This is a genomic window from Nocardioides sp. NBC_00163 (assembly GCF_045206295.1).
Taxonomy (GTDB): Bacteria; Actinomycetota; Actinomycetes; order Propionibacteriales; family Nocardioidaceae; genus Nocardioides.
The window spans coordinates 749,488-771,803 of record NZ_CP108155.1 but is presented as its reverse complement, the minus strand read 5'-3'; the positions used below and the strand labels follow the sequence as shown (position 1 = coordinate 771,803).

The window sequence follows — 22,316 nt, the reverse complement described above, 5'->3', positions numbered from 1 at the left end:
ATCTCCTCGCCACCTGGGTACCGGCCAGTTGTACAGCGATGAGGAGGAACACATGTTCAAGAAACCAGGATTGCTGGCTGCCTTCGGTATCGGCTACGTCCTCGGCGCTCGCGCTGGACGTGAGCGGTACGACGCGATGGTCACCAAGGCGCAGGAGCTGTGGCACGACCCGAGGGTCCAGGAGAAGGCGCACCGCGCCCGGATCGTGGCCGAGGAGAAGGCGGACATGGCCAAGCACACCATCCAGGACAAGATGCCTGGCGACTCCAAGCCGTCCTCGGCATCCACCCCGACGCCCGAGACGACGCCGAGCACCCCGCGTCCCCACACCACCACTGACCCGGTGACCGACATGCCGCGGGGGTGGGAGTCGTGACGCTTCATCATCAGACGGACGCATCGATGGGTGAGCTGGTCTCCCGACTATCCACGGAGATGTCCAGTCTCATGCGAGGCGAGCTCGAGCTCGCCCGCCTCGAGCTGACCGAGAAGGCCAAGCACACCGGCAAGGGGGCCGGGGCGTTCGGCGCCGCGGGCCTGGTGGCCCTCTACGGCGTCGCGGCCCTGATCGCCGCGGCGATCATCGCGCTGGCGCTGGTCATGGACGCCTGGCTGGCCGCGGTGCTGGTCGGAGTCGTGCTCCTGGTCATCGCCGGCGGCATCGCCCTGTTCGGGAAGAAGCAGGTTTCCGAGGGCACCCCGATGAAGCCCGAACGCGCCACCGAGAACCTCAGGCGGGACGTGGACGCCGTGAAGCACCGCCACGCCGAGGACCACACCCCGAGGAGTACGCCATGACGCAGCACCATGTGCCCCGGCCGGTCGAGGGCGGCGACGACAGCATCGCCGCCGTCGAGGCCGAGCTGGACACCACCCGGCACGAGATGGCCGACACCCTCGACGAGCTCGCCTCCCGGCTGGACGTGAAGACGCGGGGGAAGGAGAAGGCCCAGGAGGTCAAGCAGCGTACGCAGGTGGCCGTCAGGTCTCGAGACGTACAGATCCGGAGCGGCGTCGTCGCCGCGATCGTGCTCAGCCTGATCCTGATGCTGGCCCGGAGGAAGCGCCGCCGGCTCAGCGACGCCGAGTAGGCCGGGTCAGCCGGTCGAGAAATGCCACGAGCAGCGCCTCGCGCATCGCGGCGGAGGCCAGGTCGAGCATCGCGTTGACCTCGGCCATCCGCTGCGGCAGCGCAAGGCGGTGTCCTGAGCTTGTCGAAGGGTCGCCCTCTGCGCCGGCGGCGCCGACGAGCCCGGCGGCGAGCAGCAGGCCGTCGAAGTCCTCCTCCGACAAGGAGAACGGGTCGAGGTCGCCGATGAACGTGGCGACGGCCGGGTCGACGGCGACCGGGCCGACCGCCACGGCGGCCGCGACCGCCTCGTCGAGAGCGGCGAGGAGCTCCGGTACGTGGGGGAGCGTCGCTGCGCTCACCGACAGATGGATCGTGGCGGGGGAGCCGGCGAAGGACATCTGCGGCTGGACGTACCAGCCACGCGCCGCCATCTCGTCGCAGACCGTGAACGGGTCGCAGCTGCCGTCGGTGGTGAGCGCGAGAAGCGTCGAGTCGGGACTGCTGACCACGGCGAGCTCCGGCATCTCGCCGACCCCGTCGCGGATCCGGTCCACCGCCTCGAAGACGTCGCGGGCGAGCCGCTCGTACCCCTCATCGCCCAACGAGCGCAGCACCGCCCAGGCACCGGCCAGCGGCCCGCCCGACTTCGTCGACTGCATCGTGGAGTTGAGCATGGTGTAGCCCGGCCAGGCGGCCGAGGCGAAGAACTGCGGCCGACGCAGCTCCGGGGTGCGGTGCAGCAGCAGCGAGGTGCCCTTGGGGGCGTAGGCGTACTTGTGCAGGTCGACCGAGATCGAGGTGACGCCCTCGACCGCGAACGTCCAGGCCGGTACTTCCCGCCCCAGCCGAGTCGCGTAGGGCAGCACCCAGCCACCGATGCACGCGTCGACGTGGCAGCGGATCCCGCGCTCGGCCGCGGCGGCCGCGATCGCGGTGACCGGGTCGACGACCCCGTGCGCGTAGGACGGCGCCGAGGCGACGACCAGCACGGTGCGCTCGTCCAACGCCGCGGCCATCGCGGCCGGATCCGCCCGGAAGTCGGGCCCGACCGGCACCAGCACCGGCTCGACCCCGAAGTAGTGCGCTGCCTTGTGGAAGGCGGCGTGCGCGGTCGAGGGGAGCACCATCCGCGGCCGCTCGATCCCGGGATGGGCATCGCGCGCGGCCTGCACCGCGAGCAGCACCGACTCGGTGCCGCCGGAGGTGACCGTGCCGACCACGGACTCGGGCGCGTCGAGGAGGTCGGCAGCCGTGCCGACCACCTCGTTCTCCATCCGGAGCAGGCTCGGGAACGCGGTCGGGTCCAGGCCGTTCGAGCCGGCGTAGGCGGCCACCGCCTCGCGGCCGATCCGGTCGATGTCGGGCAGGCCGGAGTCGTAGACGTAGGCGAGCGTGCGGCCGCCGTTCACCGGCAGGTCGGCGGCCTGCATCGAGCGGAGCTGGGTCAAGGCGTCGGTCATACGGTCACGGTCCCATCAACGTCGTCGGCAGTGAGCGAGTAGCGCCGCAGCCAGAGCAGGCTGAGGAGAGCCAGGCAGGCCGGCAGCACCGAGAAACCGAGCGTGATCGCGGTCAGTGCCGAGTCCGGCTGGGCGACGTCGCTCCCGGTCGAGGAGCGATAGCCGCCGAGCGCGAGCACCGCGGCGTAGACGCCGGGCCCGAGCGCGAGCCCGAGGGTCTCACCGGCGGTCCACACGCCGGTGTAGACGCCGATCCGGCTCGACCCGCTGCGCCGGGCGTCGACGGCGGCCGCGTCGGGGAGCATCGCCATCGGGAACACCTGGCACCCGGCGTACCCGGTCCCGACCAGCACCACAGCGGCGTAGACCAGGGCCACCGATGCGGTCTGGGCGGTCGCGGCGAGCAGCGCGCCGGCGGCGAGGACGACCGAGGCGGCGACGTACCCGTGCTTCTTGCCGATCCTGGCGCCGAGCGCCGCCCACGCGGGGGTGAGCAGCAGCGCGGGGCCGACGAAGCAGACGAACAGGATCGTCGCCGCGCCGTCGCGGCCGATCACGTCGCCGGCGAGGTAGTCGACGCCGGCCAGCATCGCGCCGAACGCGACGGCCTGGATCACGAACGTGATGAGCAGCCGGCGGAAGTCGGGCGCGGCCGCGACGATCTTCAGTTGGTCGCGCAGGCTGCCCGGCCCCGGCTGGACGGTGTGGACCGGCGCCCGGCGGGTGCCGACGTACGCACTGAAGACCCCGGCCAGGATGAGCACCGCCATGACCACGCCCATCACCCGGTAGCCGTCGCGGCCACCGACGGCGTCGCGGATCATCGGCGCGGTCGCGCCGGCGAGCAGGATGGTGAGCGCCAGGATCGCGACCCGCCAGGTCATCAGCCGGGTGCGTTCGTCATAGGACTCGGTCAGCTCGGCGGGCATGGCGACATAGGGCACCTGGAAGAACGCGTACGCCGTCGCGCAGGCCAGGAACAGGATCAGCACCCACAGTGCCTCGAGCCCGGTCGCCATCGACGGCGCCGCGAACAGCAGCGCGAACGTCACCGCCAGCCCGATCCCGGCCCGGCGCAGCCACGGCCGCCGCGGGCCCCGTGGATCCACCGTCCGGTCGCTGATCCGGCCCGCGATCGGGTTCAGCACGACATCCCACGCCTTCGGCGCGAACACGATGAAGCCCGCCGCCAGCGCGGCGATGCCGAGGCTGTCGGTCAGGTAGGGGAGCAGCATCAGGCCCGGGATCGTGCCGAACGTGCCGGTCGCCACAGAGCCGGAGCCGTAGCCGATCCGTACGCCGAGCGGGAGGGTTGGGCTGGCGGGCATGCCCGACATAGTGCCGTGGGTGGCCCCTCGGCGTCCGGGATTCGCTTCATCCTCACCACCGGATCTGGCCAAAGGTCGTGGAGGTGCCGAGTAGGTTGGCGCCATGCCGCTCGAGACCGGTGCCGTCGCGCCCGACTTCACGCTCCCCGCCCAGGACGGTACGTCCGTCACCCTCTCGTCACTGATCGAGAAGGGTCCCGTGGTGCTCTTCTTCTACCCGGCCGCAGAGACGGCGGTGTGCACCAAGGAGGCCTGCCACTTCCGTGATCTCGCCGGCGAGTTCGAGGCGCTCGGCGCCCACCGGCTCGGGATCAGCAAGGACAGCGTGGAGAAGCAGGCCGGCTTCGCCGCCAACCACGACCTCGACTATCCGGTCCTCTCCGACCCTGCCGGGTCGGTCGCCGAGCTCTACGGCGTGAAGCCCAGCCTCCTCGGCAAGCTCGGGCCGCTGCAGCGTACGACCTTCGCCATCGGCACCGACGGACGGATCAAGACCGTCGTCGAGGCGATGCTGAAGGCCGAGATCCACGCCGACGAGGCCCTCGCCGCGCTCAGGGATGACGTGGAATGACAGCCACCATCGCCGTCACCGGGGCCACCGGCTTCGTCGGCGGTGCCGTCGCCCGTGCGCTCGGCGGCTCAGACGCCACACTCCGACTTCTCGTACGTGACACCGCCAGAGCTCCCGAGATCCCCGGAGCCGACGCGTTCGCGGTCACCTACGGTGACAGAGAGGCCGCGGTGCGGGCCCTCGACGGCGTACAGACCGTGCTCATGGTCTCGGCCGCCGAGTCGGCCGACCGCCTGGAGCAGCACCTCACCTTCGTCGACGCCGCCGCCTCGGCCGGGGTCGAGCACATCGTCTACACCTCCTTCTTCGGTGCCGCGCCGGATGCCGTCTTCACGCTCGCGCGCGACCACTTCGCGACCGAGGAGCGGATCAAGGCGAGCGGGATGGGCTACACCCTGCTGCGCGACAACTTCTACCTCGACTTCCTCCCGTCGTTGGTCGGCGAGGACGGCGTCATCCGGGGTCCGGCCGGCAACGGGCGCTTCGCGGCGGTCGCACGGGCCGACGTGGCGCGCTCCGCGGTGGCGACGCTCACGGCGCCGCAGCATCACCGAGGGCTCACCTACGACCTCACCGGCCCCGAGGCGCTCACGATGAGCGAGGTCGCCGACATCCTCACCGAGCATCGTGGGAGTGAGGTGCGCTATCACGACGAGACGATCGAGGAGGCCTACGCGTCGCGTCGCCGCTGGGAGGCGCCCGACTGGCAGTACGACGCCTGGGTCTCCACCTACACTGCGATCGCCGCAGGTCAGCTCGACGGAGTCAGCAGCGCCGTAGCCACGCTCACCGGGCGCGAGCCCCTGAGCCTTCGCGACTACCTCGCCGCCGGGTAGCCGGCGGTGTCATCCCTGGTGGCGGACCAGGCTGACCGAGTCCATCGCGGTTCCGTCGACGCGGTAGACCAGACCGAAGCCCTCGCCGTCGAGGTGAGCCAGCGTCCTGTCCATGTCGGCCCGCTGGCCGCGGATGGCCTGCTCGGGGATGACCCGTCCCTGGCGTGAGGCGTTCCGCGCCAGGCATTCCTCGAGCGAGACGTCGAGGGCGATGGCGACGGTCTCGACCCCGACCTTCTCGGCCAGGTCGAGGTTGCGACGGCGGGCGCTCTGGTGGACGTTGGTCGCGTCGATGACCGCGATCCTGCCGGCCTCCAGGCGCGCCTGAGCGATGTAGCGGACGAGTTCGAAGGCCTGCGGGGTGACCGACTGATCCTCTTCGGAGTCGGCGATGAGGGCACGACAGTGGTCGCTGGAGATGACCTCGTACGGCCCGAAGACTCGCTTGGCGAAGGTCGACTTCCCCGATCCCGACGGACCGACGAGGAGGACCAGGCTGGGAGCGCCGATCGTGAGGGTGCCACCGGCAGGTACGTCGATCACGCGCCAACCGTACTGGGAGCCTCGTCGAAACCATTCACGCGTCCCTCCCGGTTCCCCTACGGTTGCGGGGTTCGAATCACGAGGAGGACGCGTTGGATTACACGCCGGTTCAGATCGGTACGTCGACCATCCTGATCGAGTCGTCGGACGACGGACCCGGCGCAGGGGTCGACTGGCTCGGCGACGAGTTCGGCACCACCGAGACCAGCAGCCGGCTCGAGGACGCCTACGGATCGCTCAAGCGCATGCTCCAGGACGTCTCGGCGGATCTCGGCAGCGCGCTCGCGGCCTCCCCGGACGGGCCGAGCACGGTCTCGCTGGAGCTCGCGTTCTCGTTCACCGGGAGCGCCGGCGTATGGGTCATCAAGTCGCAGGGTCAAGGGTCGGTGAAAGCGACGTTGACCTGGGACTTCGACCGGTCCTGATGGGTGTCGGCGAGCTGCTCGCGCAGGCGACCTGCGCCGTCCGGGCGAGCAAGGACGGACGTACGATCGGCACTGCCTGGCTGGGCACCGACGAGGGCCACCTCCTGACCGCTGGCCACGTGGTCGCACCCCTCGCGTCGCAGGGCGAGGTGTGGGTGAGGTTCCCCGATGCCGAGACCGACGAGCGCGCGACGTTCGTGATCCAGCCGGTCCACGACAAGCCCGCCGCGCTGGACTTCGCGGTGCTGAGGCTCGATCGGCCGAACGGCCGGCGGCCACTGCCGTTCACCCTCGTGACGCAGGCCGACGGGCTGGTGCGCGCGCGTGGCTACGGCGACAACCTCCGCAGCGCGCAGAGCGGCGGCACAGGCGTATTGACGCCCGCCGGGAACTACCTGCGCACCAGCAGTTCGTGGGCCTACTACTTCCAGTACGAGACGACGACCCTGGCGGTCACCGGGTTCAGCGGCGCCGCGGTCTACAGCGACCTCGCCGGCGCGGTGATCGGCATCCAGGTCGAGGCCGAGGGCGGCCGCCAGGCCTTTGCGATGCCGCTGGCCCGGATCGTCGACTACTGGGAGGACCTCGTCGGCGCCGCGGTGAGACCGACGCGCGGCCGCTGTGTCCTGCTGCAGCCGAGCACCACCACGGAGGCCCAGCGCGACATCGTCCGCGAGCGGATCCTGCGTCCGGTGCTGGAACAGCTGAACCTCGCTCTGTACGTCTCGGAGCCGTCCGGAATGAGGGGTGAGGATCTCAAGCAGCTCGAGCTCGCCGATGTCGTGATCGCCGACGTCACCGACGCCGACCCCGCCGTCGTCTACGAGCTCACCGTCGCCCAAGGTCTCGGCACTCCAGACGTCGTGATCCGGGACCGGAGCGCGGAGTCACCGGCCAGCCGGATCTTCGACGTCCTGGACCTGGACCTCGACGACGTCGATGCGTCCAGACGTACGGTCGAGCAACGGCTGCTGTCGGTGAGGTCGATCTTCGAGGCGCTGGGGGAGAACCCGACGACCAACCCGATGACCACATTCTTCAAGGCGCCGCTGACCCAGATCTCGGTCGCCAACGCCCTGGCCGCGGGCTACGCGAGGAACTTCGTGCTCCCCGTCGCCAACGCATTGCTGGAGATCAGCACGGGACGCGGTCCGGGCGGCGTGACCGTCGACGGTGTCGAGCTGTCCGCCGAGCGGCTCCGGGACGTCACCGTCACGGTCGTGGTGCCGAGGCGGTTGGAGTGGTGCAGCGACGACTTCATCGATCTCGAGCTCGCTCAGACCGGGCTGGTCGTCCCCGCGACCGTGACCCACCCGGACTTCTCGCGACCACGGCCGCTGAAGTGCCTTCCGCTCGTCGACGGCGAACCGGTGCGCCTCCTCGACGTCTTCCCGACCACCCTGTCCACCGTCGCCGAGTCCATCGACGAGCGCTTCGACGTCGACCCCCACCGGCGTACGAGCGACCACTGGATGGCGCTGGAGCAGAAGGAGATCGACCGCTTCCAGAGCAAGCTCATCAAGCGCATCCGCTCCGCAGGTGACCGCCGCGTCGGCCCCCGGTTCCTCCGCGACGTCATCCGCGTCTCCACCGCCGCGGCGGTGTTCCCGGACCTGAGTGGCTGACGGTCCAGGCGCTGCTCAGGGTTTGAAGACGACCCTCACCATCCCGTCGCCTTCTCCGGAAGGACTTGTACGCCTCCGGAGCCTCGCTCAGGGGGGAGGTGGTGGGTGGCGAAGGAGTCGACGCCGAGTGGCAGTTCTGAACCTGTTCGCGGTGGGTACCGGTGAGGCTCACACAGCAGACCGGCCGCAGGGAGGGTGGACAACATGAAGGTGGTCGTCATCGGTGCGTCGGGGAACCTCGGCAGCGCCGCCATCCGGGCAATCACCGCGGACGGGGCCGCCGAGGTCGTCGCCGTCGCGCGCCGAGCCCCGGACGGCCCTCGGACCAGCCCCCATGCCTCCGTCGAATGGCGGGTGGCTGATGTGTCGACAGCCAACCTGGAGCCGGTGGTGGAGGGTGCCGACGCGGTCGTGCACCTGGCCTGGAAGTTCCAGCCCACACACCGCCCCGAGGAGACCTGGGCCACCAACGCCGTCGGTACGCGCCGGGTCCTCGAGGCCGTGGAACGGGCAGGTGTTCCGGCGCTCGTGTGCGCCTCGTCGGTGGCGGCGTACTCTCCGGTCGGTCACGACGATCCGGTCGACGAGACCTGGGAGACCGACGGGGCCTCGTCCGCCGCGTACTGCCGGGAGAAGGCGTACGTCGAACGGGCTCTGGACGCCTTCGCCTGCAGCCACCCCGAGGTCCGCCTGGTCAGGGTCCGGCCCGCATTCGTCTTCCAGCGCTCGGCGGCCAGCGAGCAACGACGCATCTTCGGCGGCGCCCTGGCCCGGCCGGAGTTCCTGGATCGGCGGCGTATCCCGGTGGTGCCGGTGCCAGCAGGCCTGCGGTTCCAGGCCGTCCACGCCGGAGATGTCGGCCGGGCCCTGGCCACGGCAGCGACCACCGATGTGACGGGCGCGTACAACCTGGCCGGTGACGGCGTCATCGGCCGCGACGAGCTCGGCGAGCTGATGGACGCTCGAACGGTCGAGGTCCCGCCGCGTCTCGCGCGTCATGGCCTGGAGGGTGCCTGGCATGCCCGGCTCGCGCCGGTCCCCGGCAGCCTCCTGGACGCGGTCATGCAGCTGCCGCTGATGTCGACCGCCCGCGCGGAGCTGGACCTCGGTTGGCAACCGCGCCACTCGGCAATGGACGCGCTCGAGGCGGTCCTGTCCGGGATGCCGGCGAAGGCGGGCAGCGAGCTCCCGCCGTTGCGACCCTGACGTCCAGAGAAGGAGCAGCCATGAACGACGACATGTTGCACGCCTACCTGCAGCACCACTGGGCAGGGTCCAGCGCCGGGGCCGCGATGTTCGAGCGAGTCGGCCGCTCGCACTCCGACACCGACGTGGCCGCCCACGTACGACAGTTGGCGACCGAGATCAACGAGGACCGGGAGCAGCTGCGGCAGATCATCATGGCGACCGGAGCCACCCCGTCGCGCATCGCCGCCACGACGGGGCGGGCGATGGAGTTCGCCGGCCGGTTCAAGCCGAACGGCCGGCTGGTGCGGCGCTCGCCGCTCTCGGACCTGTTCGAGCTGGAGGCACTGCGTGACGCGGTGACCGCCAAGCGCGCCGGATGGCAGCTGCTGCGCGCCGCCACCGAGGACGACGCACGTGTCGACCCGCTGCAGCTGGACGAGCTCATCCGCCGCGCCGGCGACCAGATCACCCGGCTCGAGGACCTGCACCTGCGGGTGGGCCGTACGGTGATCGGCGCATGACGGTGGAGCCTGCGCCCTATCCGGCGGGGGAGTGAAGGCGCCGTTAGGCGGACCGGCTCAGCTGGTCCGGCAGCACCGGGTACGCGAACGGCGCTCCGTTCGCGTAGCGCTGCAGTTCGTCGAGGGCACGCGTCGCCAACCGTTCGAGCTCGCGCCCTATCGATCCGGCGATGTGCGGTGTGAGCAGGACGTTGGGCAGGTCGTACAGCGGCGACGAGGGCGGGAGGACCTCTGGCTCGGTCACGTCGAGCACGGCGAAGATGCGACCGCTCGAGAGCTCGTCCACCAGTGCGTCGGTGTCGATCAGCGACCCGCGAGCGGTGTTGATCAAGGTGGCGCCGTCCCGGAGTCGTCGCAGGCGTCGGCGGTCGATCATGTGGTGCGTCTCCGGCAGACTCGGCGCGTGCAATGAGACCGTGTCCGACAGGTCGAGGAGCTCGTCGAGGTCGACGAGCCGGGCGCCCATGACTCGCGCCTCGGGCTCGGTGACGTACGGATCCGAGACGAGGACCTCGAAGTCGAACGGCGCCAGAAGCTCCAGGACGCGCCGACCGATGCGGGAGGCGCCGACGATGCCGATCGTGCGCTGGTAGTTGCCGGCGTCGGGGAACTCGGCTGTCCAATGGACCGGGCTCCGCAGCTCCCGGTACGTCTGGGCCATCTCGAGCACGCGCTTCTGGGCGAACAGGATCGCGGCCAGGGTGTATTCGGCGACGGGCATGGCATTGGCCTCGGTGGCCGAGGAGACGGTGATCCCGCGCTCCCAGCACGCGGCGGAGACGATCTCCTTCACCGTCCCCGCCGTGTGGACGACCGCACGCAGGTCGGGCGCCCGCAACAGCACGCTCTCCTCGATGGGTGGACAGCCCCAGCCGGTGATCAGCACCTCCACGTCGCTCAGATCGGCGCAGGAGAAGTCGTCGACGACCAGGTCAGGATCGACGTCGACGAGTCGGGTGAGACGATCGAGGAGCTCAGGCGTTGAGAACACGTCCGCTCTGACGGTCTGGCTCATGGCGAGTACGCCACGCGCTCGCCGCGAGAGCTGGCTCGCTTGCTGAGCGTTGGAGAGTGCGGTCATTTCACGGCTCCCGAGGTGAGACCCGAGCGCCAGAAGCGCTGCAGGGCGAGGAAGAGTACGGCGAGGGGGAGGACAGCCACCATGGAACCGGTGATCGCCAGCAGGTAGTCGTCCGGGTGGCCTTGGCTGAGGGCCGTCGAGTTCCACACGTACAACCCGAGGTTGACGGGGTAGAGCTTCGCGTCGGAGAGCATCACCAAAGGCATGAAGAAGCTGTTCCAGATGGCAGTGAACTGGAACAACACGATCGTCACGAAGCCGGGACTCATCATGGGCAGGGCGATGGACCGGAAGATGCGGGCCTCGCCGGCACCGTCCATCCTGGCCGCCTCGATGACCTCGTCGGGGACGTACGCCGTGCTGAAGATACGTGCGAGATAGACGCCGAACGGGAAGACCAGCCCTGGTAGGAACACGCCCCAGAAGGTGTTGACCAACCCCACCTTCGAGGCAAGGAGGTAGGTCGGGAGTGCGATCGCAGTGCTGGGGATCATCACCCCGAGCAGGACGAAGCCGAAGAACTTCTCCTTGGCTGGAAAGGCGAACTTGTCGAACGCGTAGCCGGCCATCACGCTCAGGAGGGCAGCGAGGATCGCCCCGATGCCGGCGTAGAGCAGGCTGTTGACGAGCCACCGCACGTAGATGCCGTTGTCCGCGGTGAACAGGTACTCGAGGTTCTGCCAGAGGCTGAACCGCGCACCCGGAGCGAACCCGTTCGTGCTGAAGAGGTCACGCAGGTCCTTGGTCGAGGCCATCAGGAGCCAGACCAGCGGCAGGACGGTGTAGGCCACCGCGACCACCAGGATGAGATTGGTCGCTGCACCCGACAGAAGCAATTGGGTGGCCCGGCCCTCGCGGCCGCGGCCCTGACCGCTGGGCGATCGTTGGCGGCGCGTGGCCAGAGGCGAGGACACGTCGTCGGCGGGGCCGCTCCGGCGAGCGGGCGCGGCAGTGGGGGCCGTCATGATGCACTCCTTCGAGAGGCGATCCGCATCACGAGGAAGGACATGCTCGCTGCCGCCACCGCGATGAGAATGGAGGCCGCAGCTGCGAGCCCGTAGTCGTTCTGGGAGAAGGCGGCGTCCTGCGCGAACAGGTTGGGAGTCCAGGCGTTGGTGATCGTCGTCGAGACGGGGGCCAGGATCTTCGGTTCGGTGAAGAGCTGGACGCTGCCGATGATGGTGAACAGGGTGGCCATGATGACCGCCGGCATGATGAGTGGGGTCTTGATCCTGAACGCCTGCTGTACGCGGCTTGCGCCGTCGACTCGGGCCGCCTCGAGGACCTCGCGCGGCACAGCCTGCAGTGCGGCGTAGAAGATGACGACGTTGTAGCCGATCCACTGCCAGGCGGCGATGTTGACCACCGAGAGCAGAGGACTGGAGCTCGCGATGTTCGCCTCGCCGTGGGAGTCGCCCAGCCAGGCAACCACCGGGCTGAGGCTCGGCGTGTAGAGGTAGAGCCAGATCAGGCTTGCGATGAGGCCGGGCACCGCGTGCGGCAGGAAGAGCGCCATCTGGAAGAAGCGCCGGGCCACGGCCAAGCCGGAGTCGAGCAGCAGCGAGATGACCAGGGCGGCGCCGATCATGATCGGGACGTAGACGGCGATGTAGGCGACGATCGTCACGAATCCACCTCGGAACGTCGAGTCTCCCAACGCCTTGGTGTAGTTGCCGAGGCCGACGAAGAGGCGCTCCGTCCCGCCGAATCCGAGCCCCGAGGACCGCTCGCTGAAGAGGCTCAGCCAGGTGGCGTACGCCAGTGGAGCGATCGTCGTGGCCACGAAGAGCAGGAGGAACGGTGCCAGGAACAGTGCTGCGCTTCGACGCTGGTTACGTGCCGCTGGGCTGGTCATCTCGCGCTCCCTTCTCGATGATTGGTTGCCGCCCGGTCATCTCGCAGCTTCACTCGGTGACGTCGAGTCCGCGGCCCCGCATCGCCTCGACGGTGGCCCGCTGGGCGTCGTCGGTGATGTCGGCGAGCTCTGCTGATCCATCGACGACCTTCCCGAGGTCACCTGCGAAGACCTGGTCGGTGGCGGCCATGGTCGGGCCCCAGGCCCAACCTGACCGGACGGAGTCGTAGGAGGCGCTGTCGACGGCGAAGATGTCCTGACCACCGAAGTAGTCGGTCACGAAGCCGTCCTTGGCGACGGGAACCAGCTCCGGGTCGGCCGGATACATGCTGCTCGTGCCGTCGGCGTACCACGCGGCGATGCCTTCGGGGTCGGTGGTGATCCACTCGATGAACTCCGCTGCAGCCTCTGCGTTCTCGGCGCCCTTGGGCACGATGAAGGACGAACCGCCCCACATGGCCGAGGTCGGCTGGCCGTCCCAGCTCGGCAGCTCGGCGACGGCCCACTTGCCCTTCTGGTCCGGAACGGTCGCCTGCAGGCCGCCGGCGCACCACGAGGCACAGACGTAGCCGACGAGGTCGCCCTGCTGGACGCTGCGGTAGAGCTCGTCGGTGAAGCTCGGGAACGGAGCCACCAGGTCGTTGCGGACCAGGCGCTGCCAGTACTCGGCGACCCGCTTGGTGGGCTCGTCGTTGATCCCGACCTGCCAGCTGTCGTCCTCGGTATCGAACCACGAGGCGCCGGCCTGCCAGGACAGCGCGGAGAACATGTTCGAGTCTGCCGTCAGGTACATCCCGGCGTACTTCTTCTTGTCGATCGCCTTGACCTTCTCGGCGAGCGCCTCGTACTCCGCCCAGGTCTTCGGGACCTCGAGACCGTGCTGGTCGAAGAAGTCCTTGCGGTAGAGGTAGAGCATCGGGGCGGCATCGCGGGGCACGCCCCAGGTGCGACCGCCCAGCTCGACGAGCTCGCGAGTCGCCTCGGGGAAGTTGTCCGCCACCACATCACCGGACAGCTCGCTCAGATCTTCGGCACCCTCGAGGCTGACGATCTCGGGGAGACGGATGTACTCGGCCACCGCGACGTCAGGTACGTCGCCGGAGGAGACCGCGTTGGAGAGCTTGGTGTAGTACTCGGCGCCGCCGGCCTGGGTCTCGAACGTGACCGTGATGCCGGGGTGAGACTTGTTGAACGCCTCGGCCACCGCGTCCGAACCCTTGAGGAAGGACCAGAAGGTGACCTCGGTGCTGCTCGTGGCCTGGTCGCCGTCGGAGCCGGATGACCCGCACGCCGCCACGAACGGGAGAGTGAGTGCTGCCAGCAGTACTGCGGAAATGCGCCTGATGTTCATGGGGGGCGCTCCTAAGAATGAGATGATGTTGAATGACATCGTACGATATTACTGAAGGGTGTCAAGAGTCACTTGTGACCCAGGACACCCAAATGCAGCGCTGAGTGATATCATCTTTGCCATGGAAGGAACCGAGCAGATGCGTGCGGACGAGCGACAGGCAGCGATCGTCTCGGCGGTGAACGAGCGCGGATCGATCTCGATCCGTGAGTTCGCCGAGGAGATCGGCGTCGCGGCGGTGACGCTGCGCGTGGACGTGCGGGAACTGGCCCGCCGAGGGCTGATTCGGCGCGTCCACGGAGGAGCGACGCGGGCGAGCGCCCCGGACCACGGTGCCGCCCCGGCCAACTCAGACGGAAGTTCGGTGGTCGCCTCGGGTGTGGTCACCGCTCGCACCGGCGACGCGACGTTCACGCTGGGAATGGTCGTTCCCCACGCGTCCTACTACTACCCGGCGGTAGTGGAAGGCGCGAAGGCCGCGGCAGACGAGCTGGGTGCACGGCTGCTGCTCGCCGTCTCCCGAAACACCGTCAACGAGGAACGCGCTCAGGTCGCCCAGCTGCTCCGTTCAGGGGTCGACGGACTCATCCTGACCACGATCGCGGATCCGGGCACGTCGCAGGAGACCCGGGACTGGCTCGCCGGCATTCCGGTGCCAGTCGTGCTCGCCGAGCGACGCATCGGTCTCGAGACCGATGCCGTCGAGCACGTCGCCACCGATCATGAGCACGGGGCCTACCTGGCGGTTCGCCACCTGGCCGAGCAGGGTCGTCGTCGCATCGGTCTCGTCAGCCTGGACACCAGGACTGCGCCGAGACTCCGTCAGGGATATGAGGCCGCTCTGGACGCACTCGGTCTGCGCGCCACGTCGCCGGACGTGGGCGAGGTGCTGCAGGAGCGCGACGAGCGCGCCTTCGACGAGGCGTGCGAGAAGCTCGCGGGGGACGTCAGGGAGGGAAGCGTCGACGCGGTCATCATCCACAACGACTCGTTGGCGATCCCGATGGTGAGCCGGCTGCGTGCCGACGGCATCGAGGTTCCAGGGGACCTGGCGATCATGGCGTACGACGACGAGCTTGCCAGTCTCGCGGACCCGCCCCTGTCGGCCGTTGCCCCTCCGCGCGCGGCGGTGGGTGCCGAGGCCGTCACCCTGCTCGTCCAGCGACTTGCCGATCCGGCGCGGCCGCGGCACTACCTCATGCTGCGGGGGGAGCTGCGCGTCCGGCTCTCGTGCGGCAGCGAAGCCGAGGTGGGGGCACGAGAGCCGGACGCAGATCTGGTGATCAGCTGACCGTCGCGCCTGGCCCGTCCAGCACGCGTACGTCATCGTGGTAGATCACCCGCGTCGGCACGTCGCCGTCTTCCAGTGACGTCGCGGCGCGGTAGAGACCCCACTTGATGTAGCCGAAGTCGGCGGGATTGGCCGGCTGCCAGGTCACCAGGTCGTTCAGCTCGAGAACCTTGCGGTAGGTCGACTGGCCGGGCAGCCTGGTCCACACGCGGTAGTAGCCGGTGGCGTCAGCTGCCCAGCCGACGTCGATCCGGAAGTCCAGCCACTGTCCTATGTGGGGGCGGTAGTCCGCGACCAAGGCGTACTGCAGGTTCGGCACCGGTGACCTGAACGCGATCTCGTTGCGCTTGGTCATGATCAGCCATGACGGCTGGTTCGCGTTGGCGGGCTTTGCCTGGAAGATGATCTCGCCGTTGGCGGACTCGCCCTCGCTCCAGTCCTTCCAGCCGGTGGGCAGCTTGGTGCTGAACTCGTAGCGATCGGTGTCGCCCGGCCTGAAGCGTGACGCCTCATGCAGGTCGGCCGCACTCTCGCTGCGATAGGCGCCGTTCGAGAAGTAGCCAGGGTCGCCCAAGGTCACCTTGTGCGCCACTGCGTGCGTTGATCCGTGGGCGCCGCCCTGGACGACGTACGACGCATCCGCGGCCGGGGCATGCGTGGTCGTCAGGTCCTCGATCCCCGAGTCCGTCGTGCCCGACTCGTAGTCGACGTCCAGCTGGGCGCTCGTGCACGTCCGGTGCCCGGATCCGGGCGCGAGCGCTGGTGCGGCCTGGGCCATCTGAGGCGCGATCGTCGGCAGAGCCGCCGCTGCGAGCAGCGCGATGGTCGAGATGGGGAGTCTGGCGGGCATCGTCGTTGCCATTGCGATCAGCCCCTGGCGATGTCGTTGATCCGAACTAGGTTTCGTTCGCGCAACGTGTAGAGGAAGCCCTGCTCGTCGTTGACGATGTGGGAGCCGCTGTACCAGCCGCCCTTCGTGTCCGCGAGCACGACCGACACGGCGAAGGTCTTGGGATCGAAGCAGAAGACGTTGGTCTCCGAGGCGGCATAGACGACGCCCCGGTTGGTGACCAGGGCCATGAACCCGGTGCCCACCGTACGGATGTCGGCGGCGTGCACGATCTTCTGCGTGGTCACATCGATGACGAAGAGACCGCCCTTGCGGGTGAGCCCGTAGAGATGCTTTCCCCTCGTCGCGAGCGCCGAGACGCTCGCGCCCAGCAGGGGCGCCTGGCGCCACAGCTCCTCGCCCGTCACCGGGTTGAGGGCGACCACGGTTCCGGGGCCGGTGGTTCCCTGGAGGCTGCCACCGACGTAGGCCACACCCTCGCGAGTCGCGACGGCGCGGAGGTACTGCTGTGCGTCGATCGGGTTGATGCGGCACGTCGTCTCGTGGGTCCGGGGGTCGTACGTCCACAGCGATCCACCGCCCTCCGTGTCCGCCTGGGCGGCCACGAGCACCAGCTTGTTGACGTCGTCCCAGCAGACGTCCTGTGGCCGGTTCTGCTCGCCGGGGAAGGTGGCCACCTGCTTGATCGACTCACCCGAGCTGGGGTCGTGGGCCCAGATCCCCTGTGAGTTGTACTGGCCCGTGTAGAGGGTGCCACCCACGATCACGGCGTCCTTGGCCTCGCCCGGTGCCTGGAGGTTGAGGACTGAACGGTCGCGGAATGCGTGGCGCGCGATGACGCCGTTGCCGCCCGCATAGACATACCCGGCGCCGGCCGCGATGCCCATCACGACCTGGGCTCCCGCCGGCGCGCCGGCCTCGGTGAGGTCGGTCTGGGTGGACGCCCCGGTGGCCGGATCGATGCTCGCGACGAAGCCATAGCCCGAGGTCACCAGGAGGCCGCCCTGGTAGCGCGCCACGCCCCAGATCTCGCCGAGCGACGGGCCGGTGAGCGTGATCTGCTCGACGGAGCCGGCTTCGCGGGAGTAGCGGCAGATGCCGGCCTCGTTGGCGAAGTACACGCCCTCGCCGAGGGTCGAGAAGTTCTTGGCCGTCTTGCCGATCGAGGTCGCGATGTCGTACGAGGTCAGGTCGGCGAGGTCCATCGAGGCGACCTTCGCCTCCTCCGTCGAGGCCGCGGACCCGACCAGCAGCCGGTCATCGGCCACCGCGAGGTCGCGGATGCTCGGGTCGGGCAGCATCTCGGCCGGGGTGACCTGGGTGAAGGTCTTGGCGGCGCGGTCGTACGCGTAGAGGCAGGCGCGGCTCACGTTGCCGCCGCCGCCGAGGGTGCTCCCGGCTCCGAAGAAGACCGTCGTCTCGGTCGCTGCCACCGCGCGGGCCAAGGTGGCCTTGGCGTCAGGGACGCCGAGGTTGACGACCTGGCCGGTGGCGGGGTCGTACTCCCACAAGGCGGGAGCCGTCCCGCTGCCGCCGCCGACGGCGTACAGCCGGCCGTCGGGGGAGACGCTGAGGTGTCGGACATCGCGGTCGCCGATGCGACCGATCGCCTGGGCCGGCGTCTCCGGGGTGGTCAGGTCCCACCGGTAGAGGTTGGGCTGCGGACCGGTCGACGACTGCAGGACACCGGCGTAGAGGTAGCGGCCGCTCGGGTCGGCGGCCATCGTCTGGATGCTGTGCCCCGTGCCGAGCACGCTGCTGCGGGTCACCCGCCCGGTCGGTACGTGCAGACCGATGATCTTGACCGGGTCGAGGTTGCGGGAGCCGATGTAGAGCGTCTCTCCGACCAGGGTCGCGCTCATCAGCGAGAACTGGACGACCGCCGGCCCGAGATCGGTGACCTGCGGCTCGTTGAGAGGTGCCGCGCTCGCGCTGCTCCGATTGCTTGCGACGGCGGCTGCGGCAAGGCTGGCCGCGCCGATCTGGATGACGCTGCGCCGGCTGAACTGGATGGGGGACATGATGTGCTCCTCGGGGAGTGATCGACCAAGCGATATCATCGCGTGTGATTGATATCACCCGACAGTAATTGGTATCGTTCCCGTTGTGAAGGGGCGCTGCGCCATTTCCTGGACTGAAGGTGGTCGATGAGCGTGTCGAGTCAACGCGTGCTGGTGCTGTCGGGCCGAGGGCGGTACGCCGATCCGTGGCACGACCACGCCGCGACCTCGCACCAGGTGGCGACGCTCGTGGCGGACCTGGTCGGCGAGGTCGAGGTACGCAGCAGCTTTCCGTCCGCGCTTGCCGACGTGGAGGACTTCTCGCTGGTGATCGTGAACTGCGGCCGCGGGCGTCCTGACCCGGCGTACGACGGTGACGACGAGGCCTGGGCTGCCCACCATTCCTTTTTGCACCGCTACGCCGACGCAGGCGGACCGATCCTCGGCCTGCACCAGTCGGCCAACACGTTCGCGGACAGCCCCTACTGGGCAGACTTGCTGGGCGCCAGATGGGTCCAGGGTGTTTCCAGCCATCCGCCGTTCGGGGACAGCGTCTTCGACGTGGTCGAGAACCACCCGATCACGACCGGACTCGATGTGGTCCTGGCGCGCGACGAGCGCTACTGCGACGTCGAGCGGGCGGACGGGTCAACGATCCTCCTCGCGCACGAGGAGAGCGGTGTCCGGCACCCCGCCGCCTGGCTGCGCGACAACGGTCGACGTCGGTCCGTGTATGACTCGTTGGGCCACGACGTCGAGTCCTACCGCTCACCGTCGCGGCGCCTCCTGCTTCGGCGAGAGGTCATGTGGCTGCTCGGACGGGCCATCGAGTAGGCGGCCGGTGGTTCTGCCTATCGGCTCGTCCGGCAGGGGCCGGAAGAGCCGACTCGGCGAGGTCTCTCAGCGGACCGAACGAATCGCGTTCTCGATGAGGGCGAGGGTCTCGCGCGGGTGTGACTGGTGTGCCACGTGCGACGACCTCACCCTCACGATCTTGGCACTTGCCCGCTTCGCCATGAACTCCTGCGCCGCCGGCGGGATGGTCTTGTCAGCCGTTGCCAGGAGATACCAGGAAGGAATGGTCTTCCACGCGGGCTCCCCGGACGGTTCGGTGAACGCCGCCAGTGAGAACGGACGCTGGGAGGCCTGCATCACCCGGGTGGTGCTGCGGGGGAGGTCGCCGGCAAAGGCGTCGTGGAAGATGCCTGTCTTCAGGTAGAGATCGACACCGACGTCTCCACCGGGCAGCGGGTAGGGACGGGGGTCCAGTGCGTCCTCGGTGACCATGGTGCCGGGAAACTGCTGGACGAGCTGGGCGACCGGCTCGTGGGCGTCGGGGACGAACGCTGCGATGTAGACGAGGGCTTTGACGTTCGGCAGACCGGTTGCCGCGTTGCTGATGACGGCGCCGCCGTAGGAATGGCCGACGAGGACTATCGGACCCGGGATCGTCTCGAGGATGCTGCGCAGGTACGCCGCGTCGGTGGAGAGTCCCCGCAGCGGGTTCGCCGGTGCGATGACCGGGTAGCCCTTGCCCACGAGTTCGCCGACCTCATCCTGCCAACCGGAGGCGTCGGCCCAGGCACCGTGGACCATGACGATCGTGGGCTTGGCCCCCACGTTCGAGCCGTGCTGGCCTGTCTTGGAGAGTGTATGGCCGGTCGCCGAGGCGCCGGTGCTCGTCGTTGCGAGCATCGAGCCCGCGACGACGAGAGCCAGCAGCATCGCCACGAGGGCGTAGCTGCGGCGGAGAGTGATCTTCATTGTTCGGGTGTTCCCTTCGGTGTTGGTGCGATGTGTGCGGCCCGGTCCCTACAGGTCGACCGTCTTGGCGGCACGTCGGATCAGGTCGGCGACAGCTTCGGGTTGCGAGACGTAGACGGAGTGGCTGGCTGTGACTGTCTCGACGGAGGCTCCAGCCCGCGCGGCCATACCCTCCTGAGCGGCCGGAGGGATCATCCGGTCCTCGGCGGCGACGACGTACCAGCTGGGCTTGGATCGCCAGGCAGGTTCGGTGACCCCGCCGCTGAAGGCGGCACCGCCCCATGCGGTCTGGGAGTCGGCCATGAAACGCGCCTGGCTGGCGGGCAGGTCGGCAGCGAACGCGTTGTGGAAGCGGTCACGTTCGAGGACGAGCGATCCGTCCTTGCGGGGAACGATGGGCGGCGCCGGCGCGTCCGGGTCAGGCTCGGCGAGCATGGATGCGACGGACTCACCTGCGTCGGGCGCGAATGCCGCGACGTAGACCAGACCGGCGACTTGCGAGTGTGTTCCCGCCTCTGTGATCACGACGCCGCCGTACGAGTGACCCACGAGCAGCACGAGCCCGTCCTGGGCCTCGATGACCTGCTGCACCTCGGTCACGTCCTCCGCCAGGGACCGGGTCGAGTGTTGGGTGATCAGGACCTCGAGACCCTCGCGCGTGAGGATGTCGTGGACAGGCTGCCATCCGGATCCGTCGACGAACGCGCCGTGGACGAGGATGACGGTCGGGTTGTTGCTGTTCATCTGTTCTCCTTGATGTCGGAATGTGCGAGAGGTCGATGCTCGGTCGCCGCGACCAGGTCGGGTTCCAGCGCGCGCGGATGCCTGCTCGCGCGGCGAGCGGGCGGCGCGCCTTGACGGCCTGTCCTCGGCGACAGAAGTGGGGGTTTGGTGAGGTGTCGTTGGACGACGCGGTTCAGGATGGCCCAGGTGGCTCGACGGCTGAGGATGGAGCAGTTGCTCAGCGAACTGAGAACCGAGCAGTTGCTCTGTCGGCTGAGGATGGAGCAGTTGCTCCGAGAGCTCAGCATCGACATCGACGACACCCACGATCCGATGGACCCGACGGACAGTACGGCGCCGATGGATCCGACTGAGGCGATCGAGCCGATGCTGCCGACCGACGCGATGGATCCTTTCGAGCAGATCGACAGGAACGAGTCCTCTGAGCGATACGACAGCATGCTCGGATCCTCAGGCCGTCGCAGACATGGAGGCGGTCAGCGGTTGCGGTGGGGCCACGCGAGGCACCGTGACCGCGAAGAGCAGCAGACCCGCCGCGGTGAGCGCCAGACCGGCCCAAGCGGTCGAAAGTGGACCCCATCCGGCGTTGAGGACGAGGGCGCCGCCGATCGCGCCGAGCGCATTGGCGAGGTTGAGGGACGCTAGGTTCACCGCTCCCATCAGCGTCGGAGCCTCAGGTGCGTACCGGGTCAGGAGGACCTGGATGGTCGGGATCGCCATCATCGTCGAAGCACCGACTCCGAGCAGGCAGGGCAGCAGGACGCCGAGGTTCTCGCCTCCGACCGCGATGATGGCCAAGAAGACCAGCACGACGGCATAGCCCAGGATCAGGCCTCGATACTCATATCGGTCGGCGAGGTGGCCACCGACCCAGTTGCCCAGCGCCATCCCGACTCCGAAGACCGCCAGGGCGACCGGGATCCAGGCTTCGTCTACCGCGACGGCGTCGGTGATGTACGGGCCGATGAAGGTGTAGACGGCGAAGATGCTCGAGATCCCCAGCGCGGCGACGGCCATCGTCGCCCACACCATCGGCCGCCTCAGGGCTCCTAGTTCCTGCATGATCGATCCGCCTGCCAGCGCGCTTGTCCGTGGGACGAAGACCCAGATGGCGGCTCCGGCAAGCAAGCCGACCATCGACACGACGAGGTACAGCGCCTGCCATCCGACCTGCTGTCCGATGAAGGTGCCGACGGGGGCGCCGAAGATCGTCGCGATCGTCAGGCCGGCCATCACCGTGGCGAACGCCTTTCCACCTTTGCCTGGGCCATAGGTGTACGCCGCCACCACCGCACCGGCACCGAAGAACGCTCCCTGCACGGTGCCGGTGATGAAGCGCGCCACGACGAGAACACCGAGGTCGGACGCCGCGGCGGACAAGAGGTTGCCGACGATGAAGAGGCCCACCAGGCCGAGCAGGAGCGTGCGTCGGTTGAGTCTTGCTGCCGCGATGGTGAGTGCTGGCGATCCTATGACCACACCGAGGGCGTAGGCGGTGATGGCGTTCGTCGCGGTCGGCACCGATGCGTCGAGGTCAGCCGCGAAGAGTTGGACGATGCCATTGCTTCCGAACTCGCCGGACCCGATGGCGAAGGTGCCGAGCGCCAATGAGAACAGGATGAGCGCGTCGCGCTTCTGCGTCGGGCTCTGCGGCGGATGCCGCTTCTCCTCGGCTCTGCATTGCGCGTTGTAGGCCTGCTCGTGCATCTTTACCCCCAACCGCCGACATGTGTTCGGTCAGTCGGCGAACCTACGAAGCGCCACTGGATGATCAGTGGAGATTTCGTGGAGACTGCTTCATTGCAGGGGCT

24 protein-coding genes are annotated in these 22,316 nt (G+C 68.8%); 11 read left to right on the top strand and 13 right to left on the bottom strand.

Translation table 11 applies throughout. From position 1 onward, the window contains the following. The first annotated feature begins 52 nt into the window (after window positions 1-52). Genes OG801_RS03760 through OG801_RS03750 form a run of 3 tightly spaced genes read left to right on the top strand, consistent with a single transcriptional unit; the run spans window position 53 to window position 1,091 of the window. Complete coding sequence (locus OG801_RS03760; RefSeq protein WP_406033744.1) at window positions 53-376, top strand: hypothetical protein; 324 nt, start codon at window positions 53-55, stop codon at window positions 374-376. 59 nt (window positions 377-435) lie between these two features. Continuing rightward, window positions 436-798, top strand: coding sequence for a phage holin family protein (locus OG801_RS03755; RefSeq protein WP_406033742.1), 363 nt, complete (start codon window positions 436-438; stop codon window positions 796-798). After that, window positions 795-1,091 (top strand): DUF3618 domain-containing protein, encoded by a 297-nt coding sequence (locus OG801_RS03750; protein WP_355019837.1) that lies wholly within the window; start codon window positions 795-797, stop codon window positions 1,089-1,091. Before OG801_RS03755 ends, OG801_RS03750 begins: the two co-directional genes overlap by 4 nt. Here the strand turns inward: OG801_RS03750 and OG801_RS03745 are convergent. Next, the gene (locus tag OG801_RS03745) at window positions 1,075-2,532 is read right to left on the bottom strand and encodes a pyridoxal phosphate-dependent decarboxylase family protein (protein WP_406033739.1); all 1,458 of its coding nucleotides are present in this window, start codon (window positions 2,530-2,532) and stop codon (window positions 1,075-1,077) included. The genes OG801_RS03750 and OG801_RS03745 overlap by 17 nt on opposite strands. Further along, entirely contained in the window at window positions 2,529-3,860 is a 1,332-nt protein-coding gene (locus OG801_RS03740; RefSeq protein ID WP_406033737.1) for an MFS transporter, read from the bottom strand. Before OG801_RS03740 ends, OG801_RS03745 begins: the two co-directional genes overlap by 4 nt. Before the next feature lie 103 nt (window positions 3,861-3,963). On the opposite strand from OG801_RS03740, the gene OG801_RS03735 reads away from it, so the two are divergent. Together OG801_RS03735 and OG801_RS03730 are read left to right on the top strand one after the other, a co-directional pair. Beyond that, the gene (locus OG801_RS03735) at window positions 3,964-4,431 is read left to right on the top strand and encodes a peroxiredoxin (protein ID WP_355019840.1); all 468 of its coding nucleotides are present in this window, start codon (window positions 3,964-3,966) and stop codon (window positions 4,429-4,431) included. Further along, complete coding sequence (locus tag OG801_RS03730) at window positions 4,428-5,267, top strand: SDR family oxidoreductase (RefSeq protein ID WP_355019841.1); 840 nt, start codon at window positions 4,428-4,430, stop codon at window positions 5,265-5,267. The genes OG801_RS03735 and OG801_RS03730 overlap by 4 nt, the downstream gene beginning before the upstream one ends. A 9-nt stretch (window positions 5,268-5,276) precedes the next feature. Here OG801_RS03730 and OG801_RS03725 read toward each other — a convergent pair whose 3' ends face one another. Beyond that, window positions 5,277-5,810 (bottom strand): AAA family ATPase, encoded by a 534-nt coding sequence (locus tag OG801_RS03725; RefSeq protein ID WP_406033735.1) that lies wholly within the window; start codon window positions 5,808-5,810, stop codon window positions 5,277-5,279. 92 nt (window positions 5,811-5,902) lie between these two features. On the opposite strand from OG801_RS03725, the gene OG801_RS03720 reads away from it, so the two are divergent. The 4 genes from OG801_RS03720 to OG801_RS03705 all read left to right on the top strand — a co-directional run bounded on the left by OG801_RS03720 (window position 5,903) and on the right by OG801_RS03705 (window position 9,569). After that, window positions 5,903-6,235 carry a CU044_2847 family protein gene (locus tag OG801_RS03720; RefSeq protein WP_355019843.1) on the top strand — a complete coding sequence of 111 codons (333 nt, stop codon included), beginning with the start codon at window positions 5,903-5,905 and terminating at the stop codon, window positions 6,233-6,235. After that, entirely contained in the window at window positions 6,235-7,860 is a 1,626-nt protein-coding gene (locus tag OG801_RS03715; RefSeq protein ID WP_406033733.1) for an STING domain-containing protein, read from the top strand. The genes OG801_RS03720 and OG801_RS03715 overlap by 1 nt, the downstream gene beginning before the upstream one ends. 204 nt (window positions 7,861-8,064) lie before the next feature. After that, window positions 8,065-9,066, top strand: a complete 1,002-nt coding sequence (locus OG801_RS03710) for an NAD-dependent epimerase/dehydratase family protein (protein ID WP_406033731.1) — start codon at window positions 8,065-8,067, stop codon at window positions 9,064-9,066. Window positions 9,067-9,086: 20 nt separating this feature from the next. Continuing rightward, window positions 9,087-9,569, top strand: a complete 483-nt coding sequence (locus OG801_RS03705) for a hypothetical protein (protein ID WP_406033729.1) — start codon at window positions 9,087-9,089, stop codon at window positions 9,567-9,569. Between the two features lie 43 nt (window positions 9,570-9,612). Here the strand turns inward: OG801_RS03705 and OG801_RS03700 are convergent, their stop codons facing one another. Genes OG801_RS03700 through OG801_RS03685 form a run of 4 tightly spaced genes read right to left on the bottom strand, consistent with a single transcriptional unit; the run spans window position 9,613 to window position 13,856 of the window. Next, window positions 9,613-10,650: a hydroxyacid dehydrogenase gene (locus OG801_RS03700; protein ID WP_406033727.1), complete on the bottom strand. Its 1,038-nt coding sequence runs from the start codon at window positions 10,648-10,650 to the stop codon at window positions 9,613-9,615. After that, the gene (locus OG801_RS03695; protein WP_406033725.1) at window positions 10,647-11,615 is read right to left on the bottom strand and encodes a carbohydrate ABC transporter permease; all 969 of its coding nucleotides are present in this window, start codon (window positions 11,613-11,615) and stop codon (window positions 10,647-10,649) included. The genes OG801_RS03700 and OG801_RS03695 overlap by 4 nt, the downstream gene beginning before the upstream one ends. Beyond that, window positions 11,612-12,505: a carbohydrate ABC transporter permease gene (locus OG801_RS03690; RefSeq protein ID WP_406033723.1), complete on the bottom strand. Its 894-nt coding sequence runs from the start codon at window positions 12,503-12,505 to the stop codon at window positions 11,612-11,614. The genes OG801_RS03695 and OG801_RS03690 overlap by 4 nt, the downstream gene beginning before the upstream one ends. Before the next feature lie 49 nt (window positions 12,506-12,554). Further along, window positions 12,555-13,856: an ABC transporter substrate-binding protein gene (locus OG801_RS03685; RefSeq protein WP_406033722.1), complete on the bottom strand. Its 1,302-nt coding sequence runs from the start codon at window positions 13,854-13,856 to the stop codon at window positions 12,555-12,557. A gap of 121 nt (window positions 13,857-13,977) precedes the next feature. Between OG801_RS03685 and OG801_RS03680 the strand changes: the two genes are divergently transcribed. Then, window positions 13,978-15,147, top strand: coding sequence for a substrate-binding domain-containing protein (locus OG801_RS03680; protein ID WP_406033720.1), 1,170 nt, complete (start codon window positions 13,978-13,980; stop codon window positions 15,145-15,147). Here OG801_RS03680 and OG801_RS03675 read toward each other — a convergent pair. Both OG801_RS03675 and OG801_RS03670 read right to left on the bottom strand, forming a co-directional pair. Beyond that, window positions 15,140-15,997, bottom strand: coding sequence for a heparin lyase I family protein (locus OG801_RS03675; RefSeq protein ID WP_406033718.1), 858 nt, complete (start codon window positions 15,995-15,997; stop codon window positions 15,140-15,142). The genes OG801_RS03680 and OG801_RS03675 overlap by 8 nt on opposite strands. A 17-nt stretch (window positions 15,998-16,014) precedes the next feature. After that, on the bottom strand, window positions 16,015-18,018 hold the full coding sequence (locus tag OG801_RS03670) for a PQQ-binding-like beta-propeller repeat protein (RefSeq protein WP_406033716.1): 2,004 nt from the start codon (window positions 18,016-18,018) through the stop codon (window positions 16,015-16,017). Between the two features lie 126 nt (window positions 18,019-18,144). Here OG801_RS03670 and OG801_RS03665 point away from each other — a divergent pair, with 126 nt between their 5' ends. Further along, entirely contained in the window at window positions 18,145-18,831 is a 687-nt protein-coding gene (locus tag OG801_RS03665) for a ThuA domain-containing protein (RefSeq protein WP_406033714.1), read from the top strand. Window positions 18,832-18,897: 66 nt separating this feature from the next. Here OG801_RS03665 and OG801_RS03660 read toward each other — a convergent pair whose 3' ends face one another. Genes OG801_RS03660 through OG801_RS03645 form a run of 4 tightly spaced genes read right to left on the bottom strand, consistent with a single transcriptional unit; the run spans window position 18,898 to window position 22,212 of the window. Next, a complete protein-coding gene (locus OG801_RS03660) occupies window positions 18,898-19,761 on the bottom strand; it encodes an alpha/beta fold hydrolase (protein WP_406033712.1) in 864 nt (287 codons plus the stop codon). Between the two features lie 48 nt (window positions 19,762-19,809). Continuing rightward, window positions 19,810-20,505 carry an alpha/beta hydrolase gene (locus OG801_RS03655; protein WP_355019857.1) on the bottom strand — a complete coding sequence of 232 codons (696 nt, stop codon included), beginning with the start codon at window positions 20,503-20,505 and terminating at the stop codon, window positions 19,810-19,812. Beyond that, window positions 20,502-20,945 (bottom strand): hypothetical protein, encoded by a 444-nt coding sequence (locus tag OG801_RS03650; RefSeq protein WP_406033710.1) that lies wholly within the window; start codon window positions 20,943-20,945, stop codon window positions 20,502-20,504. Before OG801_RS03650 ends, OG801_RS03655 begins: the two co-directional genes overlap by 4 nt. A gap of 10 nt (window positions 20,946-20,955) precedes the next feature. Then, window positions 20,956-22,212, bottom strand: coding sequence for an MFS transporter (locus tag OG801_RS03645; RefSeq protein ID WP_406033708.1), 1,257 nt, complete (start codon window positions 22,210-22,212; stop codon window positions 20,956-20,958). Window positions 22,213-22,316: the final 104 nt, after the last annotated feature.

Excerpts from the sequence above, each read along its gene's own strand:
- OG801_RS03760 (WP_406033744.1), top strand. The coding sequence starts at position 53 with ATGTTCAAGAAACCAGGATTGCTGGCTGCCTTCGGTATCGGCTACGTC.
- OG801_RS03755 (WP_406033742.1), top strand. The coding sequence starts at position 436 with ATGTCCAGTCTCATGCGAGGCGAGCTCGAGCTCGCCCGCCTCGAGCTG.
- OG801_RS03750 (WP_355019837.1), top strand. The coding sequence starts at position 795 with ATGACGCAGCACCATGTGCCCCGGCCGGTCGAGGGCGGCGACGACAGC.
- OG801_RS03745 (WP_406033739.1), bottom strand. The coding sequence starts at position 2,532 with ATGACCGACGCCTTGACCCAGCTCCGCTCGATGCAGGCCGCCGACCTG.
- OG801_RS03740 (WP_406033737.1), bottom strand. The coding sequence starts at position 3,860 with ATGCCCGCCAGCCCAACCCTCCCGCTCGGCGTACGGATCGGCTACGGC.
- OG801_RS03735 (WP_355019840.1), top strand. The coding sequence starts at position 3,964 with ATGCCGCTCGAGACCGGTGCCGTCGCGCCCGACTTCACGCTCCCCGCC.
- OG801_RS03730 (WP_355019841.1), top strand. The coding sequence starts at position 4,428 with ATGACAGCCACCATCGCCGTCACCGGGGCCACCGGCTTCGTCGGCGGT.
- OG801_RS03715 (WP_406033733.1), top strand. The coding sequence starts at position 6,235 with ATGGGTGTCGGCGAGCTGCTCGCGCAGGCGACCTGCGCCGTCCGGGCG.
- OG801_RS03710 (WP_406033731.1), top strand. The coding sequence starts at position 8,065 with ATGAAGGTGGTCGTCATCGGTGCGTCGGGGAACCTCGGCAGCGCCGCC.
- OG801_RS03705 (WP_406033729.1), top strand. The coding sequence starts at position 9,087 with ATGAACGACGACATGTTGCACGCCTACCTGCAGCACCACTGGGCAGGG.
- OG801_RS03700 (WP_406033727.1), bottom strand. The coding sequence starts at position 10,650 with ATGACCGCACTCTCCAACGCTCAGCAAGCGAGCCAGCTCTCGCGGCGA.
- OG801_RS03695 (WP_406033725.1), bottom strand. The coding sequence starts at position 11,615 with ATGACGGCCCCCACTGCCGCGCCCGCTCGCCGGAGCGGCCCCGCCGAC.
- OG801_RS03690 (WP_406033723.1), bottom strand. The coding sequence starts at position 12,505 with ATGACCAGCCCAGCGGCACGTAACCAGCGTCGAAGCGCAGCACTGTTC.
- OG801_RS03685 (WP_406033722.1), bottom strand. The coding sequence starts at position 13,856 with ATGAACATCAGGCGCATTTCCGCAGTACTGCTGGCAGCACTCACTCTC.
- OG801_RS03680 (WP_406033720.1), top strand. The coding sequence starts at position 13,978 with ATGGAAGGAACCGAGCAGATGCGTGCGGACGAGCGACAGGCAGCGATC.
- OG801_RS03675 (WP_406033718.1), bottom strand. The coding sequence starts at position 15,997 with ATGCCCGCCAGACTCCCCATCTCGACCATCGCGCTGCTCGCAGCGGCG.
- OG801_RS03670 (WP_406033716.1), bottom strand. The coding sequence starts at position 18,018 with ATGTCCCCCATCCAGTTCAGCCGGCGCAGCGTCATCCAGATCGGCGCG.
- OG801_RS03665 (WP_406033714.1), top strand. The coding sequence starts at position 18,145 with ATGAGCGTGTCGAGTCAACGCGTGCTGGTGCTGTCGGGCCGAGGGCGG.
- OG801_RS03660 (WP_406033712.1), bottom strand. The coding sequence starts at position 19,761 with ATGAAGATCACTCTCCGCCGCAGCTACGCCCTCGTGGCGATGCTGCTG.
- OG801_RS03655 (WP_355019857.1), bottom strand. The coding sequence starts at position 20,505 with ATGAACAGCAACAACCCGACCGTCATCCTCGTCCACGGCGCGTTCGTC.
- OG801_RS03650 (WP_406033710.1), bottom strand. The coding sequence starts at position 20,945 with ATGCTGTCGTATCGCTCAGAGGACTCGTTCCTGTCGATCTGCTCGAAA.
- OG801_RS03645 (WP_406033708.1), bottom strand. The coding sequence starts at position 22,212 with ATGCACGAGCAGGCCTACAACGCGCAATGCAGAGCCGAGGAGAAGCGG.